This is a genomic window from Demequina sp. (assembly GCA_024707205.1).
GTDB lineage: Bacteria > Actinomycetota > Actinomycetes > Actinomycetales > Demequinaceae > Demequina.
The window spans coordinates 2,386,225-2,402,543 of the sequence record JANQAD010000001.1; the positions used below are offsets into that span (position 1 = coordinate 2,386,225).

Sequence of the window (16,319 nt, forward strand, 5' to 3'; positions counted from 1 at the left end):
TCGTGCCACGCGCGCGTATTGGGCGGGTACCCGTCACGCCGGGGCCAAAGAGCGCCTAGGTTTATCGCATGAGCGCTACGGAAGACGACGAGACAACCTTCGAAGACCTCGGCCTCGAGGGGACCATCCTCAAGGCGCTGAAAGACGTGGGCTACGAGACGCCGTCGGCCATCCAGACGCAGACCATTCCCCCACTCTTGGCCGGGCGCGACGTGGTGGGACTTGCTCAGACGGGCACGGGAAAGACCGCGGCCTTCGCCCTGCCCATCCTGGCCCGACTCGACCTGCACCAGAAGGCGCCGCAGGCGCTCGTGCTCGCGCCCACGAGGGAGCTCGCGCTCCAGGTGTGTGAGGCATTTGAGCGGTATGCGTCGCACCACAAGGGCGTGCACGTGCTTCCCGTGTACGGCGGCCAGGGCTACGGCGTGCAGCTGTCCGCGCTGCGTCGCGGGGTCCACATCGTCGTAGGCACGCCCGGCCGCATCATGGACCACCTCGACAAGGGCACGCTGGATCTGTCCCAGCTCAAGTACCTGGTGCTGGACGAGGCAGACGAGATGCTCAAGATGGGCTTCGCGGAAGACGTGGAGACCATCCTCGCCTCGACGCCGGAGGACAAGCAGGTGGCGCTGTTCTCCGCGACCATGCCGGCGCAGATCCGGCGGTTGTCGGCGAAGTACCTCCGTGACCCGCAAGAGATCACGATCGAGCGCAAGACCACCACGTCCTCGACCATCGCGCAGCGCTACCTGATCGTGAGCTTCGCCCAGAAGGTCGACGCGCTGACGCGCATCCTCGAGGTGGAGAACTTCGAGGCGATGATCGTCTTCACCCGCACCAAGAACGACACGGAGACCGTTGCCGAGAAGCTGCGCGCGCGGGGATTCGCCGCGATGGCGATCAACGGCGACGTTGCGCAGGTGCAGCGCGAACGCACCATCAAGCAGCTAAGGGAGGGAAAGCTCGACATCCTGGTCGCGACGGACGTCGCCGCGCGCGGGCTCGACGTGGAGCGCATCAGCCACGTGGTGAACTTCGACATCCCCATCGACACCGAGTCCTACGTGCACCGGGTTGGCCGCACGGGCCGCGCGGGCCGCGCGGGGGACGCGATCAGCTTCGTGACCCCGCGCGAGCGGCGCATGCTCGGCGCCATCGAGAAGGCGACTCGCCAGCCCCTCACCGAGATGCACTGGCCAAGCGTCGATGACGTCAATGCGACTCGACTCGCCCGCTTCGACGCGTCCATCACCGCGGCCCTGGGGCAAGAGGCGCGCGTCGCGCGCTTCCGCGACATCATCGCGCACTACGTGGAGCACCACGACGTCCCCGAGTCGGATGTCGCCGCTGCCCTCGCCGTCGTGGCCCAAGGCGAGACTCCCCTGCTCCTCGATCCACAGGAGGAGCCAAAGGCGCAGGCCTTCGCCCCCGACAAGGGGACCGGCACGCGAGAGCCAAGGGAGCGTCGGGCACCCGCAAGCGGCTTCGCCACCTACCGCATCGCCGTTGGCAAGCGGCACAAGGTGGAGCCGCGGCAGATCGTTGGCGCGCTCGCCAACGAGGGCGGGCTCGCGCGAAGCGACTTTGGCGCGATCAAGATACTCCCGGACTTCTCGCTCGTTGAGCTGCCGGCCCAACTCCCGCCCGAGACCTTCCGCAAACTGAGTGGCACGCGCATCAGCGGCAAGCTCATCGAGCTGCGGCTCGACACCGGCCCCGGGGGTCCCCGCGCGGGTCGCGCCGGTGCGCCGCGCAAGGACCGCAAGCCCCGTCACCCTCGGTCATGAACGCTCCCGTCATCGGTATCACGAGCGTTCTGGACCGCGCCCAGTCTGGAGTGTGGGACACGGAGGCCGTCTTTCTGCATTGGCACTACGGGGAGGCGTTTGTGGCCGCGGGCGCCGCGGTTGCCGTCCTCCCGCCGCAGCCCGCGCTGCCCGACGCCGTTGCTGCTGTCCTTGACGGCATCAGTGGGCTTGTGGTCACCGGTGGCGCCGACCTGGACGCCGCGCTCTACGGCCAGACCGAGCACCCCGACAATGACGCTCCTCACCCGATGCGAGACGAGTGGGAGTTGGCGCTGACGCGCGGGGCTCTTGAGCGCGGGATGCCGTTCCTGGGGATCTGCCGCGGGTCGCAGGTGCTCAATGTGGCACGGGGCGGCACGCTGATTCAGCACGTGCCGGACGTTGTGGGACACAAGCGCCACGAGGGCGAGGGTGACCGGTTCGGCTCCATTGGGGTGTCCACGATTCCCGGCACGCGTGTGGCGGAGCTGCACCCCGCGGAGTCCGTGGTGCCCGTCTACCATCACCAGGCGATCGACGCGGTGGGCGAGGGGCTCGTTGTGAGCGCGCGCAGCGAGGACGGGATCGTCGAGGCCGTCGAGGCTCCGGGTGCGCCATTCTGCATTGCTGTCCAGTGGCACCCGGAGGAGGACGACCGCACCGCGCTCTTCGAGGCGTTTGTCGCGGCGGCGGCTGCTTACAGCGCGTAGTGCAACTTTCGCGCCCCCAGCCAAGACACGAAGCGAAAGTGGGATGCTGAGGCCATGATCGACGTGATCGTCGTTGGCGCTGGCGTCGCCGGGCTCACCGCGGCGCGACTCCTGACCCGCGAAGGACGCTCGGTGGTGGTGCTCGAGGCGCGCGACCGCATCGGGGGCCGCGTGTTCACGGACGGCTCGGGGACGCATCCCACAGACCTGGGCGCGTCGTGGATCCACGGCGTGAACGGTTCGCCCGTCGCCGAGGCCGCGCGAGCGTTTGGAATGGAAACGCACGAGTTCACGGTTGGCGGATACCAGGTGGATAGCAGGCCCATCGCCAACTTCGGGCCCGACGGCGCGCGGCTCTCGGCAGAGGCGTCCGCCGCATTTGCCGCCGACGTGCATGCCCTGGACGCCTCGCTGATCCATGTTGTCGCAGACTCCGCGCCCATCGCGTCGTACCGCGACGTCACCGAGGACGCGCTTGCGTCGATGGGCTGGGATGCGGAGCGCACCCAGCGGGTGCGCGAGTACCTCGAGCACCGGAGCGAGGAGCAGTACGGCGCGTGGATCGAGGACCTCGCGGCCCACGGGCTCGACGACGACTCGATCGACGGCGACGAGGTGGTCTTCCCCGATGGCTACGGCCGTCTCGCCGAAGGTCTCGCGGATGGGCTGGATATCCGGCTTGGGGCCATCGTGACGCGGGTTGAGTGGGGGCCCGACGGCGTGGTTGTGCAGAGCTCCGGCGGTACCGTTTTGGCGGCTTCCGTCATCGTCACCGTGCCGGTGGGCGTGCTGCAGTCTTCGGAGTTCGTGATCACTCCCCCGCTGCCTGGGGAGGTCGCGGGTGCGCTGTCGCGCCTCACCATGAACTCCTTTGAGAAGGTGTTCCTGCGCTTTCCGGAGAAGTTCTGGGACGACGGCGTCTACGCGATCCGTCAGCAGGGCCCCGAGGGCCGCTGGTGGCACTCCTGGTACGACCTCACCGCCCTCCATGGTGAGCCCACCCTGCTCACGTTCGCCGCCGGTCCCGCCGCTAGGGCGGTCAGGAGTGGACCGACGCGGACGTCGCCGAGTCCGTCATGCAGCAGTTGCGACGGCTGTACCCCGCCACGGCAGTCGAGCCCGCCTCGGCGACCGTGACGCACTGGCAGGACGACCGTTTCGCCCTCGGCTCGTATGCGTTCATGATGCTCGGCGCCGCGACCGAGGACCACGATGTGCTCGCCACGCCCGTAGGCGGCGTGCTGCACCTCGCGGGAGAGGCCACGTGGACCGACGACCCGGCCACGGTCCCCGCGGCCATGCTCTCCGGTCATCGTGCCGCGTGCAACGTGCTTGGCCGCGAGGTGCCCATCGAAGGGGCGTGGGCGCGGAGCGCTGACAAGGCTCCCGAGTGACGGCCCGCTGGGTGCGCGCCGCCGGCTGGTGGGCGTCGGACTACAGCTACGTGCTGTACTGGCAGGCTCGAGGCGCAATGGCGCGCCTGGACCCCGCGGAGCTGCGCCAGGGCGACAAGGCGCCCATCCTCGTCATCCCGGGCGTCTACGAGTCCTGGAAGTTCCTCACACCGCTGATCACGGAGCTTCACGACCACGGCCACCCCGTGTACGCGGTCCCGGCGCTGAGGCTGAACGTGAGGCCGGTTCCCGAGTCCGCGGCCGTGGTGACTCGCTTCCTCGACGAGCAGGACCTCCACGACGTCACGATCCTCGCGCACAGCAAAGGCGGACTCATCGGCAAGCAGGCGATGCTCCACCCGGGCAGTTCGCCCAGGGTGCGCGGCATGGTGGCCGTGGCCACGCCGTTCGCGGGCTCCGTCTACGCCAAGTACATGCTCGCGCCGAGCCTGCGGATCTTCTCCCCAAGGACGTCCATCTGCGTGCCCTGGCCTCGGACGAGGCTGTCAACTCACGGATCGTGTCCGTCTACGGGGCCTTCGACCCGCACATTCCCGCGCGCAGCGCGCTGCCGGGAGCGAAGAACGTGGAGCTGGAGACCGGCGGGCACTTCCGCATCCTCGCGAAGGCCGCGGTGCTGGAGCAGGTGGAGCTGCTCGCCGGAGCCGAGGGGTGACCGTGGAATCACAAAGGGCCGTCCACCAGAATCATCCCTGGTAAACGGCCCACACAACGTCGGGCTGACAGGATTTGAACCTGCGACCCCCTGACCCCCAGTCAGGTGCGCTACCAAACTGCGCCACAGCCCGTGACAGCCTGATAATGCTACCGGACTCCCGGAGCGTCCTGGAACACGGACGCACGGTCACGCCCCGCGTCCTTCGCGTCGTAGAGCGCGGCGTCCGCGCGGCCGAGCACCTCGGAAAGGGTCAGGTCCGCCAGGCACTGGGCGACGCCGAAGCTCGCGGTGGGGAGCACGTGGCCCAGCGCGTCGGGCCCGGCGGCGAGCCGTTCGCGGATCTCCTCAAGCCGCGCCAGCACGGCCTCCTCGCCAAGGTTCTCGAGCACAAAGCCGAACTCGTCGCCGCCAAGGCGCCCAATGGCGTCGGACGAGCGAAGGGCGCCGCGGGCGACCTCGGCGAAGCGTTGCAGGGTGCGGTCCCCCGCCTGGTGGCCGAACTCGTCGTTGATCGGCTTGAAGTTATCGAGGTCCGCGATCACAAGCCACGACTGGCCGGAGCGTCGACCGCCGGAGCCGGCGATCGCGTCCTGTGCCCGCGCCAGGAACGAGGTGCGGCCCAGGAGGCCCGTCAGGTCGTCTTCAGCGGCTCGGCGGCGCAGCGCCCGCGTGCGCTGATCCCAGCCGATCGCGGAGACGGAGAAGGTCACCGCCACGAGGCAGATGAGCAGCGTGACGGAGGTTGTCGAAGAGCCAACCGCGCCGGTGAACAGCGGGTGGTCACTTCCAAGCCCCATGTACAGCGCGAACCTCGCGACGTACAGCACGCCAAGCACGGTGGCCGCGATGCCGCTCACCGCGAGAGCCGTGATGGCCTCGCCACTGTCGCGAGCGTCGGGCTCCGAACGGCGCTGCGCCCACGCGCCCCAAACCTCCCAGGCGCCAAGGCTGAACCCGGAGGCCATCAGCGCGAACAGCAGTCCGTTTCCGGCCCAGATGTTCGTGGACGGCTGATCGAAGCACGCGACCACCACCGCGAGAATTGGCGCGACCGCGAGCAGCCACACCGGATTGGGTCGCTTGCGCAGCGATCGGGTGGCGAACCACACGCAGATCGCACCCACGACGGAGACGAATGTGGAGCTCGGATTCGTGTACACCTGGAGGTCCGTGCCATTGGCCAACAGGAGCACCGAGCTCGCCGCCGCGCACAGCAGCGCGATGGTCCACCAGCCAGAGAAAGGCGAGTGTGTTGGCCGGTAAACACCCAAATAGAACAAAGCGAGCACCGCGAGAGACACTATTCCGAGCATCAGCCTCAGAGTCTCGACATCGAACACAGCCAAAGGCTACAGGCCCCCAGAAGCACGTATTCTCATGCCATGGCACGCGTGCTCCTCACGGGCTTTGAGCCCTTCGCAGACGCCCGCGCAAACTCGTCGTGGGACGCGGTCCAGATGCTCGCCGACACGTGGTCGCGGCCTCACGAATTGGTGGTGCGTCGCCTTCCCGTTGTCTTCGGTTCCGGGGGCCGACGCTTGGTTGAGCACGTTGCCGCGCACACGCCCGACGTTGTGGTTGCGGTTGGCGTTGCCGAGGGCCGTTCTGCGGTCACCCCGGAACGCGTGGCGGTCAACCTGCGCGACGCGCGCATCCCCGACAATGCCGGGCGCCAGCCGGTCGAGACGCCGTGCGTGGCCGGTGGCCCGGCCGCGTACTTCTCGACCCTGCCCGTGACCGCGATCGTGTCCGCGCTCAAAGACGCCGGCATCCCGGCCGAGCCGTCCATGACCGCGGGAACCTACGTGTGCAACGACGCGTTCTACGCGCTCCAGCACGCGCTGGTTGGGCTGGGCGTATCGTCTGGCTTTGTGCACGTACCCGCGTCTCCGCAGATGGAACTGGGCCCCGACGTGCCCACGATGGCCACCGGCGTCATCGCCCGGGCGTTGGGGATCGTCATCGATGCCGCAGTGGAGGCCCGCTCGTGATCGCGCTCACCTGGGTGATCGACGTTCCGCTCAACAGCGACATGGACGCCATCCGCGCCACCGCCGAGTCCACCGCCGAGGCGCTCGAGGCCTCCGCCGGGCTGCTCGCGGGAGTGACGGCCATCTCGGTGGCTGGCGTCGACGACTACGTGCGCAACTCGGTGGCGATGCTCACCGTCTGGGCGAACACCTCGCGCATGGCGGAGTTTCTCTGGGGCGACGCAACGGCGCAGGTCGAGCGAAAGCTGGCCCGGCCGTCGGCCCGTATTTGGACGGTGAGCTCGGTGCAGCTCAACCGCGCGATCTTCAGTGGGGTGACGCACGCGGGCCTCTATGTGCGGCCGCGCATGGACGGCGGGCCTATCTCGTCGATCGTCGCGGGCCAGCGGCAGGCGGCGGCGCGGGCCGCGGCCGGGCGCGCGAACGCGCTCACGTGCCGGGGACTCGACCCGAATACCTGGGAAGACGTGAGCATCGACGCGTGGCGCGGGCGGCCGCGCTCCTACAACGGCCGGCTGTTCTCCGTGGTTCGGGCGGTCGCCAACCCCGCGCAGAACCATCCCTAGGAGGTCGCGATGGCCGAGCTCAAGACACAGAAGACGGACGTCCCCGTCGCGGATTTTCTCGCGGGCGTGGAGCCCGAGAAGCGGCGGGTCGAGGGTGAGCGGCTCCACGCGATCTTCTCGTCGGTGACCGGCGACCCCGGCGTCATGTGGGGCCCGACGATGGTCGGCTACGGCGAGATGACCTACACGTACGCGTCCGGGAAGACGGGCGTGTGGTTCCCCGTTGGCTTCGCGCCGCGCAAGGCGAAGCTCTCGCTGTACGGACTGCGCGAGACGGCCGAGCAGCAGGAACTGCTGCCCGCGCTTGGGCCACACACGGAGAGCATGGGCTGCGTCTACGCCAACCGGCTCGACGCCTTGGACGACGACGTGCTGCGGCAGCTCATCGCGCTTGGCTTCGCGCGCAAGGACTTCCGGGGCGTGGACTACCCGGGCCAGTCCTAGGCCCGACGCTGCGGCTGGCTAGCGCTTCTTGCCCCGCTTCTCGCGCACTCGCACGGACACCTGGATGGGCGTGCCCTCGAAGCCGAACTTCTCGCGCAACCGGCGCTCGAGGAAGCGTCGGTACTGCGGGTCCAGGAAGCCTGAGGCGAAGATCACGAACCGCGGCGGCCGGTTTGATGCCTGAGTCGCGAACAGGATCTTCGGCTGCTTGCCGCTGCGCACGGGGTGCGGGTGCTCCGCGACGATCTCGCCGAGGAACGCGTTGAGCTTGCCCGTCGAAACACGCTGATCCCAGCTCGAGAGCGCGAGGTCGATGGCGGGCACCAGACGGTTGGTGTGCCAGCCGGTCTTCGCGGAGAGGTTCACGCGCGGCGCCCAGGGGATGCGCACGAGGTCGAGCTCCATGGAGCGTTCGAGCAGGTAGCGCTCGTCCTCGCCTACGAGGTCCCATTTGTTGACTACGAGCACCAACGCCCGGCCCGCGTCCACCACCTGCTGAATCACGCGCGTGTCCTGCTCCATGAGCGGCGTCGATCCGTCGATGAGCACTAGGGCCACCTCGGCGCGCTCGATCGCCGTGCTCGTGCGCAGGGACGCGTAAAAGTCGGCGCCCGACGTCTGGTGGACGCGGCGTCGGATTCCCGCAGTGTCCACGAGCGTCCACATCCGGTCGCCGATCTGCACGAGCTCGTCGACGGGGTCGCGCGTGGTGCCCGCGACCTCGTTCACCACCACGCGGTTGGTGCCTGCGAGCTGGTTCAGCAGCGATGACTTCCCGACGTTGGGGCGGCCAACGAGCGCGACTCGCCTTGGCGCGCCCTCCGGGACGGTCTCGTCCTCGAGCTCGGTTGGCAGGGCGGCGATGCACGCGTCCAAGAGGTCGCCCGTGCCGCGACCGTGGAGGGCCGAGACGGGATATGGCTCGCCCAGCCCGAGGTTCCACAGCGCAGCCGCCTCGAGCTCGCCCTGCGGTCCGTCCACCTTGTTGGCGCACAGCACTACGGGCTTGTTGGCCTTGCGCAGCAACCGCACAACGTGCTCATCACTCGAGGTGGCGCCAACTGTCGCGTCCACGACAAAGCAGATGGCGTCGGCCATGTCGATCGCGGCCTCCGCGGCCTGGGCAACGCTGAGGTCGAGGCCCGTGACGTTGCGCTCCCAACCGCCGGTGTCCATGAGCAGGAAGTCCGTTCCCGCCCATTCCGCCGGGTAGGTGACGCGGTCGCGCGTGACCCCAGGCGTGTCCTCGACCACCGCGAGCCGCTTGCCGATGATGCGGTTTACCAGGGTGGACTTGCCCACATTCGGTCGCCCGACGATCGCGAGGATCGGCAGCCGCTCCTGGGTCTCCTCGAACTCGTCGCTGAGGGTCGCGAGGTCGTCGTCCGTGAGCTCGTAGGCCTCGAGGCCCGCGCGGAGCGCCGCCTCGCGCTTCTCGTCGAGGCTCTCCTCCGGATCGCTCTCGTGGGGTTCGGGAAAGTCCTCGCTCATGGCGCCTCCGTATTGGCCCGACGCTGTCGCAAAGGGTCGTCCTTTGGCAGCACCAGGTCGGTGGTCGCCAGGGTCTTGTCGAGTTGGCCGCGCAGGGCCGCAGCTACCTGTTCCGATGCCGCGGTCTGACGGGCGCGGCCCTTGAGCTCCGGGGGCAGGTCAAGCTGGATGGGCTCGCCGAACTCGACGAGGATGCGGCGGCGCGGCTTTGGCCACAGGTTCACGCTCTCCCCCGGCAGGCGGGTGCCGAGCAGCGCGGTGGGGATGATCGGCGCGCCGGACTGGACCGCGAGCCATGCGGCTCCGCCGTGGACCTGTTGGGCCGTGCCGCCGCCGCGGGTTCCCTCGGGGAACACTCCGACGATGTCGCCACGTCTCAGCACCGCGAGACCCTTGGCGAGCGCGCTGCGGCCGTCACCCTCGACCGGGATCTGGGCGGCGCCGTGCAGCAGCGGCTTGAGCGGTCCCTTGAACATGTCAGCGCGGATCAAGAAGTAGTTGAGGCGCGGGATCACGCCGTGGACCACCGGGCCGTCGATGAAGCCAACGTGGTTCACGACCACGATGCCCGGGCCCTTCTTGGGGATGTTCTTCTTGCCGCGCACCTCGGTGTTCCACAGCCCGCGGGCGAGGCCACGCCCCACCCAACGCGACCAGCGCGGGCCCCAGTGTGTGGGCACCTTCTTGCTCATGCGTTCACCAACGCGATCACGGCGTTGACCACCTCGTCGATGGTGAGCTCGCTCGTGTCGATCGAGTGCACGCCGTCGGCCGCCATGTGGAAGTTGACCACTGTCGAGTCCTTGGCGTCACGCCCAAGCACCGCCTCGCGGACGGTGGCCTTGTCGGCCCCCTCACCCGCCCGTCGGGCAACCCGAATGTCTTCGTCGGCCGTCAGGAGAACCCGAACCGGGGCGTCGGGCGCGATGACCGTGGTGATGTCGCGACCCTCGGCGACGATGCCGCGGCCCTCGCTGAAGCCGCCCTCTAGCTCGCCGGCGATAACGTCCCGCTGCATGTGACCAAGTATGTTCCGGGCCTCGAGGTTGGTGGCGATCTTGGACACGGTGAGGGCCACGGAGTCGGTGCGGATCAGGGAGGAGACGTCCTCGCCGTCGAGGATGACGCGCGGGTTGGCGGGATCGAGGCGAAGCTCGACGTTCATGGTCTCGACCATGGCGGCCACGTCTGACTCGTTCGAGAGGTCCACGCCCTCGCGAAGGCAGTACAGGGTTCCGACGCGGTAGGTGGCGCCCGTGTCGAAGTAGGCGAGCTTGAGGCGGCGGGCTACTTCCCGCGCCACCGTGGACTTGCCGGTCCCGGCGGGCCCGTCGATGGCGATGACGATGCCGCTCACGAGCGCACCACCTCCCAGTTGTTGGCTTCCAGGGCCTCTACCAGGGTTGTCGCGCTTCCTGGGAGCACAAAGAGCGTGGTGAGGCCGACGCTCTGGCGCGGCGAGTGCTCGATGGAGATGTCCTCGACGTTGACGTTGACCGCGGCGGTCTCTTGGAGGAGGCGCACGAGCTGGCCGGGCGTGTCGGGGACGATCACCGTGACGCCGGCCCAGTCCCGGGGCGCACCGCCGTGCTTACCTGGAATGCGATCTACTTCTAGGCGGCCGCGCTCGATGAGGTCGGTGAGGGCTTCGCCGATGTCGTCGGCCTCGCGCACGTCCTCGAGGTCGCCGATGATGTGGTCCAGCGTGGCGACGAGGTTGTGTCGGTTGAGGCGGGCGATGTCGGCCCACATGCCGGGCTGGCTCGCCGCGATCCTTGTGACATCCCTGAGGCCTTGGCCTGCGAGGGCGATGTCGTCCGGGTGCAGGGTGCCGAGGGCCGCGGCGACCGCGCTCGCCGCGACTTGCGGGGCGTGGCTCACGCGCGCGACCGCCGCGTCGTGGGCCACGGCCTCCATGAACACCACGTCCGCCTGGAGCGCTTCGGCGATCGCGGTGACTCGCTCCACCGCTGCGTCGGTGGCGCCGTTGCGGCAGATCACCCACGGGCGCGCCTTGAAGAGGTCGCCCTGCGCGGCGAGCGAACCGGAGATCTCGCGTCCCGCCATGGGGTGCGAGCCCACGTAGCGGTCGCCAAAGCCGGTGTCGTGCGCCGCTTGGGCAATCGGTGACTTGACGCTCGCAACGTCGGTGACCACAGCGTCGGGCCATGTTGCCAGGGCCTTTGCCACTACCTCTGGGGCGGCCGACGGTGGGGCGGCCACGATCACGACGTCCGGTTGGGCGTCACCGAGTTCGCCGCCGGCGCCGAGCGCGGGCGAGGCGGGCGGTCTCGGGGTCGACGTCGTCGACGGAGACGTCCCAGCCTTCGGCGGTGAGGCCGATGCCGAGGCTCGCGCCGATGAGGCCGGCGCCGACGATGTGTACGCGGGTCATGACTACTGCGCGAGGTCCCTGCGGAGGGACGCCGCCTCATGGAGGTAGACGTGGCTGATCTCGTCCCGGGGAGTGTCGAGATGGGCGTGCATCATGACGCGGACCACGCGCGGGAGGGCACCGGGGACGGCCATCTCCTGCGCGCACATGAGCGGGACGGCACCGAAGCCGAGCTCGCGGGCGGCGGCGGCCGGGAAGTCGCTGACGATGTCGGGCGTGCAGGTGAAGAACACGGAGATGACGTCGTCGATGTCGAGGTTGTTGGCCGCGACGATGGCCTCGATGAGCTCTTTGGTGCGCTCGTGGAGGTGGCTGCGCTCGTCTGCGTTGAGCGTGGTTGCACCACGGATAGCGCGGATGGTCATGGGGGTAATCGTATCGGGGGCGCGGAGACCGAGCGTCGCCATCGCTGGCCTACGCCGCGGCATGCGATTCGACGATGACGCCCCACTCAACGTAAAGCCACGTGCCGTCGAAAGATAGGCGTGCGTAGTCGCTGGAGACCGACCCAGGTCTGAGGGCCCAAGCGAATACCGTCGCCGAGGGTGGCATGTACTGGGCGTACAGCTCGCCGACAACAAACGGCAATTGGCGACCCGGTATGACTTTTGCGGCCCCATCGAGGCGAACCCTACGAAGCCGTCCGTCCCTCATTGTCGTCGCCGTCATTGCGCCAGGTTGCCTGATGCCAAATCCTGTCTCCCCCGCTTCGCCCCGCGTCCCAAAGGCGACACTCGCGCCAGAGCCGGTGACAAGACGCCAGGGGCTCCTCGTTTGGAGGAACTCGGTCTCGTCATGAACCTGAAGTTCTAGCAGCGGCTGTGGCACAGCGCGAAACTGCACCACGTCGTATCCACCGTCGAAGTCTGAGAACCACGCCGTACACGTTCCCGAATCCGGTGTGCGATCCCACCTGACGGCCGCATCGGCCCGCCCCTGCGGGTCGCGAAGAGCGGCGACGTGTACGTCGCGCCCTTGGTTTCCGCCCGAGCCAGGCAAGAAGACAACCGCGAAGTCGCCCTTGTCGGAGTCCGGGCGATGTAGAAGTTGAACGCCGCCCGACTCTGCCAAGACTTCGCCCTGCGACGCGGAGTCGGGTGTCACCGGCCGCCTGCCAAAGGCCAGCGCTTCGTACGGCGGACTTCGCCAATCGGCATTCCGAATCGGTCGCCGAACCACTTGAGGTGCTCTGCCGACGTCTTGTCCCAGGCTCGTGAGCTGACGAGTTCCACAGCGCGTTCCGAATAGGTCGATGGCAGGTGCGCCTCGGTCGCAACACGCCAAGCGGCGGTCACACTCTGCGCCGGGACTGCTCCGCGCGGAACGGGAAACGCTCCGTCAAGCAGCGCGTCAACGAGTCCCGAAGCACCATCGACCTGCGCGAGATATGGAAAGACGAATGAGCGAAAGTCCTCGAGCATCGTCGATGGCCCGTTGGGGAGCGCTGACGTTGTAGCGGCCAACTGCTTTGTGCGCAGCCTGCCAAGTCGAGATATACACCAATGCGTGGTCGGGTCCCTCATGGAGACCAAGCGCGACCTCGACGTCGGTGACAAGGGGCATGTCTAGTGAAGACGGTGCATGAACGTAGACAGTCCCCGCGAGATCACCCCGCGTGAAGACTACGCCGTCATCGACTTTGGCGTAGTTCGGAGCACCAAGCAGTTCCTGCAGCTCCGCCACTGCCGAAGCGAGCGGTTCGCGACGAATCCAGGGCGACACCTTCACAGGAATTCCTACAACCCAGCAGCCTGCTGCAGCTTGCCGATCTCAGACGGCGACAGCTCCCGGGTCTCCCCCGGCGCGAGCGTCCCCAGCCGGATGGGCCCAAACTGCGTCCGCACCAGGTCGATCACCGGGAATCCAACGGCGTCCATCATGCGGCGCACGATGCGGTTGCGACCCTCGTGCAGCTCCACCTGCACCAGCGACGCGTCCTTGCCGATGTCCAGGATTGCCGCGCCCGTGCAGCGCACAGGGCCGTCGTCCAGATCAACGCCAGCGCGCAACGTCGTCGCCAAAGACCGCGGCACCTGCCCGCGCACCTTGGCCACGTAGATCTTGTTGACCCCGAACGAGGGGTGTGCGAGGCGGTTCGCCAACTCGCCGTCGTTCGTGAGCAGCAGCACACCGGTGGTCTCGGCATCGAGGCGGCCAACGTGGAACAGCCGCTCGGGGTACTGGGAGACGTACTTTTCCAGGGAAGGCCGGCCCTCAGGATCGCTCATCGTCGAGACCACGCCGCGCGGCTTGTTGAGCACAATCGTCAGCGCCGTCGAGTCCACGCACACGCGCTCACCGTCCACATCGATCGCGACAAGGTCCGGGTCAACGCGAACGCCAAGCTGCGTCACCACCTCGCCGTTCACGCGCACGCGACCCGCCTCGATGAGATCCTCGCAGGACCGACGCGACCCGACCCCTGCAGAGGCCAGTACCTTCTGCAGCCGGATCCCCTCCGGGCGGTGTATTTCGAGTTCTTCCATCAGGACGCCTCGTCGATCGACGCGAGGTCGGGAAGGAACGGCGCGAGCGGCGGCAGCTCGTCCAACGACCCCAACCCAAGCCGCTCGAGGAACTGGGTGGTCGTGCCAAAGAGCACTGCACCGCCCAACTCCCCCACCTCCGTGATGAGCCCGCGCGCGCTGAGCGTCTTGACAACGGTGTCCACGTTGACGCCGCGGATCTGCGACACCTGCCCGCGCGTCACCGGCTGCCGGTATGCGATCACGGCCAAAGTCTCGAGCGCCGCCTGCGAAAGCCGCGCGGACTGGCCCTCCACGAGGAAGGCGCCAACAGCGTCGGCGTACAAGGGCGACGAGTAGAAGCGCCACCGCCCGTCCGTGGCGCGCAGCTCAAAGCCGCGCGGGTTGTCTGGGTTAGCGAACTCGTCGCGCAGGGCTTCAAGCACAGAAAGGACCGACGCTTCCGGCACCTCGAGCGCGGCCGCCAGGTCCGCGGGGGCAACGGGCTCGTCGACGACCATGAGGATGGCCTCGATAGCGCCACGTACGTGTTGCTCTTCGCTCATGAGCGCTCTGCCTCCTCTACTAGGTCAACGTCGTCGAATTCCCCTGATACGTCCACGTCGCCGCTCCCGGTCCAGCGGATCGTCAACTCGCCTAGCGAGCGTGCCTGCTCAAAGGCAACCGCGGCCTCCCTGAAGAGCTCAAGCAGCGCCAAGAACCGGGCGACGACAACGTTGACGTGGTCAGCGTCGGCCACCAGCTCGCGGAAGCTGAGGGCACCCTCGCGCTGAAGCCGACCCACGATGATAGCCGCCTGCTCGCGCACGCTCACCACCGCGCCGTGGAGGTGGGCGGTGGAGACGAGCGGGGCGTCGGGCTTTGGCTGGAGGGCGTGCGCCGCAAGCTCCGCCATCATCTCCGGGGTCGCGAGCCACACGAGCTCCGGCAAGACCATGGCGAAGTGCGGCTCGAGGGTGACGTCTCTTGGAGTGCGCGCGGGGGCGCCGAGGCGGCGGTCCAGGTCGGCGGCGACCTCCTTGAAAGCGCGGTACTGCAGCAGCTTGGCGAAGAGCAGGTCGCGGGCCTCGAGGAGTTCCAGGTCCTCGTAGTCCTCGACCTCGCCCTGCGGGAGGAGGCGGGCGGCCTTGAGGTCGAGGAGGGTTGCGGCGACCACGAGAAATTCGCTTGCTTGGCTGAGGTCCCATTCGTTCTCGTGCGCGGTGATCATGGCAAGGAACTCGTCGGTTACGGCCGCAAGAGAGACCTCGGTGATCTCCATCTGGTGCCGCGAGATCAGGGACAGTAGCAGGTCAAACGGCCCTTCGAAGTTGTCCAGGTGGACGTTGAAACCGCCGCCCCCGGACTCAAGCAGTTCTGCGGTCATCGCGCTCAGGCAAAGACGCCGCGGGCCACCAGCTCGCGCGTCAGCTCGCGGTACGCGTTGGCGCCCGTGTGGTTTGGCGCGTAGGTGGTGATGGGCTCGGCGGCGACCGTGGCGTCGGGGAACTTCACGGTGCGGTGGATCATCGTCTCGGTGACCTTGTCGCCAAAGCCGTCGCGCACGCGCTCCACCACCTCGTGGCTGTGGAGGGTGCGGCCGTCGTACATGGTGGGGATGATCGCGTCGATCGTGAGGCGCGGGTTGAGGCGGTCCTGCACCTTGGTGATCGTGTCGACGAGCAGGGCGACCCCGCGCATCGCGAAGAACTCCGCCGCGAGCGGGATGAGCACGCCGTGGGCCGCTACCAGGCCGTTTACCGTCAGCAGTCCGAGCGAAGGCTGGCAGTCCACAAGGATCACGTCGTACTCGTCCTCAACGGGGCGCAGCGCGCGTGCGAGGGCGCTTTCCCTGGCCACCTCCCCAACCAACTGCACCTCTGCCGCGCTCAGGTCGATGTTGGCGGGAAGCAAATCCAAGCCTTCCCAGCGAGTGGCAACGATGACGTCCTTGGTCTTGGGAGCGTCGGGCCCCGTGCGCATGAGGAGGTCGTAAACGGTCGTTTCCAGGTCGTTTGACTGTACGCCGAGGCCCGCGGAGGCGGCGCCCTGCGGGTCAAAATCCACGAGGAGCACGCGACGCCCGTACTCGGCGAGCGCGGCCGCGATATTGACCGACGTCGTGGTCTTGCCGACCCCGCCCTTCTGGTTGCACAGCGCCACGACGCGCGCGGGGCCGTGACCGGTGAGTGGGGCGGGCACGGGGAAGTCGGTCACGTGGCCAACCTTATCGCGCGCGGCCGGCCCGACGCTCGTGTTGGCTTGGCTGGCTTGGCTGGGTTTTTCTGTGGTTTGCCTGGGGTGTTGACACGCGTCCCCCGGTGGGCGTCACCGGGGTGTTTTCCACATTTGGCAACGTTTGGATAACGCTTGGTGTTTAGTGACGCCGGAGGGACT

The 16,319-nt window shown here is 68.1% G+C and carries 16 protein-coding genes, 1 tRNA gene and 2 pseudogenes; 7 read left to right on the top strand and 12 right to left on the bottom strand.

Annotation, left to right across the window (positions count from 1 at the left end):
• Positions 1–68 precede the first annotated feature (68 nt).
• The 4 genes and pseudogenes from NVV57_12220 to NVV57_12235 all read left to right on the top strand — a co-directional run bounded on the left by NVV57_12220 (position 69) and on the right by NVV57_12235 (position 4,567).
• On the top strand, positions 69–1,787 hold the full coding sequence (locus NVV57_12220; protein ID MCR6713396.1) for a DEAD/DEAH box helicase: 1,719 nt from the start codon (positions 69–71) through the stop codon (positions 1,785–1,787).
• The gene (locus tag NVV57_12225; protein MCR6713397.1) at positions 1,784–2,497 is read left to right on the top strand and encodes a gamma-glutamyl-gamma-aminobutyrate hydrolase family protein; all 714 of its coding nucleotides are present in this window, start codon (positions 1,784–1,786) and stop codon (positions 2,495–2,497) included. Before NVV57_12220 ends, NVV57_12225 begins: the two co-directional genes overlap by 4 nt.
• Positions 2,498–2,551: 54 nt before the next feature.
• Positions 2,552–3,891: pseudogene (locus NVV57_12230) on the top strand (FAD-dependent oxidoreductase).
• Positions 3,888–4,567 (top strand): annotated as a pseudogene (locus NVV57_12235) (alpha/beta hydrolase). The pseudogenes NVV57_12230 and NVV57_12235 overlap by 4 nt, the downstream one beginning before the upstream one ends.
• 59 nt (positions 4,568–4,626) lie before the next feature.
• Here NVV57_12235 and NVV57_12240 read toward each other — a convergent pair.
• Positions 4,627–4,700: transfer RNA gene (locus NVV57_12240), tRNA-Pro, on the bottom strand.
• 16 nt (positions 4,701–4,716) lie between these two features.
• Positions 4,717–5,910 carry a GGDEF domain-containing protein gene (locus NVV57_12245; protein MCR6713398.1) on the bottom strand — a complete coding sequence of 398 codons (1,194 nt, stop codon included), beginning with the start codon at positions 5,908–5,910 and terminating at the stop codon, positions 4,717–4,719.
• Between the two features lie 42 nt (positions 5,911–5,952).
• Here NVV57_12245 and pcp point away from each other — a divergent pair, with 42 nt between their 5' ends.
• From pcp to NVV57_12260, 3 genes are read left to right on the top strand one after another with little or no spacing between them, the layout of a single operon-like run.
• Positions 5,953–6,561, top strand: coding sequence for a pyroglutamyl-peptidase I (gene pcp, locus NVV57_12250; protein MCR6713399.1), 609 nt, complete (start codon positions 5,953–5,955; stop codon positions 6,559–6,561).
• Positions 6,558–7,127 carry a DUF4865 family protein gene (locus NVV57_12255; protein ID MCR6713400.1) on the top strand — a complete coding sequence of 190 codons (570 nt, stop codon included), beginning with the start codon at positions 6,558–6,560 and terminating at the stop codon, positions 7,125–7,127. Before pcp ends, NVV57_12255 begins: the two co-directional genes overlap by 4 nt.
• Before the next feature lie 9 nt (positions 7,128–7,136).
• Positions 7,137–7,571 (top strand): DUF1801 domain-containing protein, encoded by a 435-nt coding sequence (locus NVV57_12260; GenBank protein ID MCR6713401.1) that lies wholly within the window; start codon positions 7,137–7,139, stop codon positions 7,569–7,571.
• An 18-nt stretch (positions 7,572–7,589) separates the two neighbouring features.
• Here NVV57_12260 and der read toward each other — a convergent pair whose 3' ends face one another.
• From der to NVV57_12310, 10 genes are all read right to left on the bottom strand, one after another.
• Positions 7,590–9,062 carry a ribosome biogenesis GTPase Der gene (der, locus tag NVV57_12265; protein MCR6713402.1) on the bottom strand — a complete coding sequence of 491 codons (1,473 nt, stop codon included), beginning with the start codon at positions 9,060–9,062 and terminating at the stop codon, positions 7,590–7,592.
• Positions 9,059–9,754, bottom strand: coding sequence for a 1-acyl-sn-glycerol-3-phosphate acyltransferase (locus NVV57_12270; GenBank protein MCR6713403.1), 696 nt, complete (start codon positions 9,752–9,754; stop codon positions 9,059–9,061). The genes der and NVV57_12270 overlap by 4 nt, the downstream gene beginning before the upstream one ends.
• Positions 9,751–10,419: a (d)CMP kinase gene (gene cmk, locus NVV57_12275; protein ID MCR6713404.1), complete on the bottom strand. Its 669-nt coding sequence runs from the start codon at positions 10,417–10,419 to the stop codon at positions 9,751–9,753. The genes NVV57_12270 and cmk overlap by 4 nt, the downstream gene beginning before the upstream one ends.
• Complete coding sequence (locus NVV57_12280) at positions 10,416–11,252, bottom strand: prephenate dehydrogenase/arogenate dehydrogenase family protein (GenBank protein ID MCR6713405.1); 837 nt, start codon at positions 11,250–11,252, stop codon at positions 10,416–10,418. The genes cmk and NVV57_12280 overlap by 4 nt, the downstream gene beginning before the upstream one ends.
• A gap of 55 nt (positions 11,253–11,307) precedes the next feature.
• Entirely contained in the window at positions 11,308–11,457 is a 150-nt protein-coding gene (locus tag NVV57_12285; GenBank protein MCR6713406.1) for a hypothetical protein, read from the bottom strand.
• 2 nt (positions 11,458–11,459) lie between these two features.
• Positions 11,460–11,822, bottom strand: coding sequence for a chorismate mutase (aroH, locus tag NVV57_12290; GenBank protein ID MCR6713407.1), 363 nt, complete (start codon positions 11,820–11,822; stop codon positions 11,460–11,462).
• Positions 11,823–13,193: 1,371 nt separating this feature from the next.
• Positions 13,194–13,943 (bottom strand): rRNA pseudouridine synthase, encoded by a 750-nt coding sequence (locus NVV57_12295; protein ID MCR6713408.1) that lies wholly within the window; start codon positions 13,941–13,943, stop codon positions 13,194–13,196.
• Positions 13,943–14,488 (bottom strand): SMC-Scp complex subunit ScpB, encoded by a 546-nt coding sequence (scpB, locus tag NVV57_12300; protein MCR6713409.1) that lies wholly within the window; start codon positions 14,486–14,488, stop codon positions 13,943–13,945. Before scpB ends, NVV57_12295 begins: the two co-directional genes overlap by 1 nt.
• Positions 14,485–15,309 (bottom strand): segregation/condensation protein A, encoded by an 825-nt coding sequence (locus NVV57_12305; GenBank protein MCR6713410.1) that lies wholly within the window; start codon positions 15,307–15,309, stop codon positions 14,485–14,487. The genes scpB and NVV57_12305 overlap by 4 nt, the downstream gene beginning before the upstream one ends.
• A gap of 5 nt (positions 15,310–15,314) precedes the next feature.
• Entirely contained in the window at positions 15,315–16,139 is an 825-nt protein-coding gene (locus NVV57_12310) for an AAA family ATPase (GenBank protein ID MCR6713411.1), read from the bottom strand.
• Positions 16,140–16,319 lie beyond the last annotated feature (180 nt).

Excerpts from the sequence above, each read along its gene's own strand:
- NVV57_12220 (MCR6713396.1), top strand. The coding sequence starts at position 69 with ATGAGCGCTACGGAAGACGACGAGACAACCTTCGAAGACCTCGGCCTC.
- NVV57_12225 (MCR6713397.1), top strand. The coding sequence starts at position 1,784 with ATGAACGCTCCCGTCATCGGTATCACGAGCGTTCTGGACCGCGCCCAG.
- pcp (MCR6713399.1), top strand. The coding sequence starts at position 5,953 with ATGGCACGCGTGCTCCTCACGGGCTTTGAGCCCTTCGCAGACGCCCGC.
- NVV57_12260 (MCR6713401.1), top strand. The coding sequence starts at position 7,137 with ATGGCCGAGCTCAAGACACAGAAGACGGACGTCCCCGTCGCGGATTTT.
- der (MCR6713402.1), bottom strand. The coding sequence starts at position 9,062 with ATGAGCGAGGACTTTCCCGAACCCCACGAGAGCGATCCGGAGGAGAGC.
- NVV57_12270 (MCR6713403.1), bottom strand. The coding sequence starts at position 9,754 with ATGAGCAAGAAGGTGCCCACACACTGGGGCCCGCGCTGGTCGCGTTGG.
- NVV57_12285 (MCR6713406.1), bottom strand. The coding sequence starts at position 11,457 with ATGACCCGCGTACACATCGTCGGCGCCGGCCTCATCGGCGCGAGCCTC.
- aroH (MCR6713407.1), bottom strand. The coding sequence starts at position 11,822 with ATGACCATCCGCGCTATCCGTGGTGCAACCACGCTCAACGCAGACGAG.
- NVV57_12295 (MCR6713408.1), bottom strand. The coding sequence starts at position 13,943 with ATGGAAGAACTCGAAATACACCGCCCGGAGGGGATCCGGCTGCAGAAG.
- scpB (MCR6713409.1), bottom strand. The coding sequence starts at position 14,488 with ATGAGCGAAGAGCAACACGTACGTGGCGCTATCGAGGCCATCCTCATG.
- NVV57_12305 (MCR6713410.1), bottom strand. The coding sequence starts at position 15,309 with ATGACCGCAGAACTGCTTGAGTCCGGGGGCGGCGGTTTCAACGTCCAC.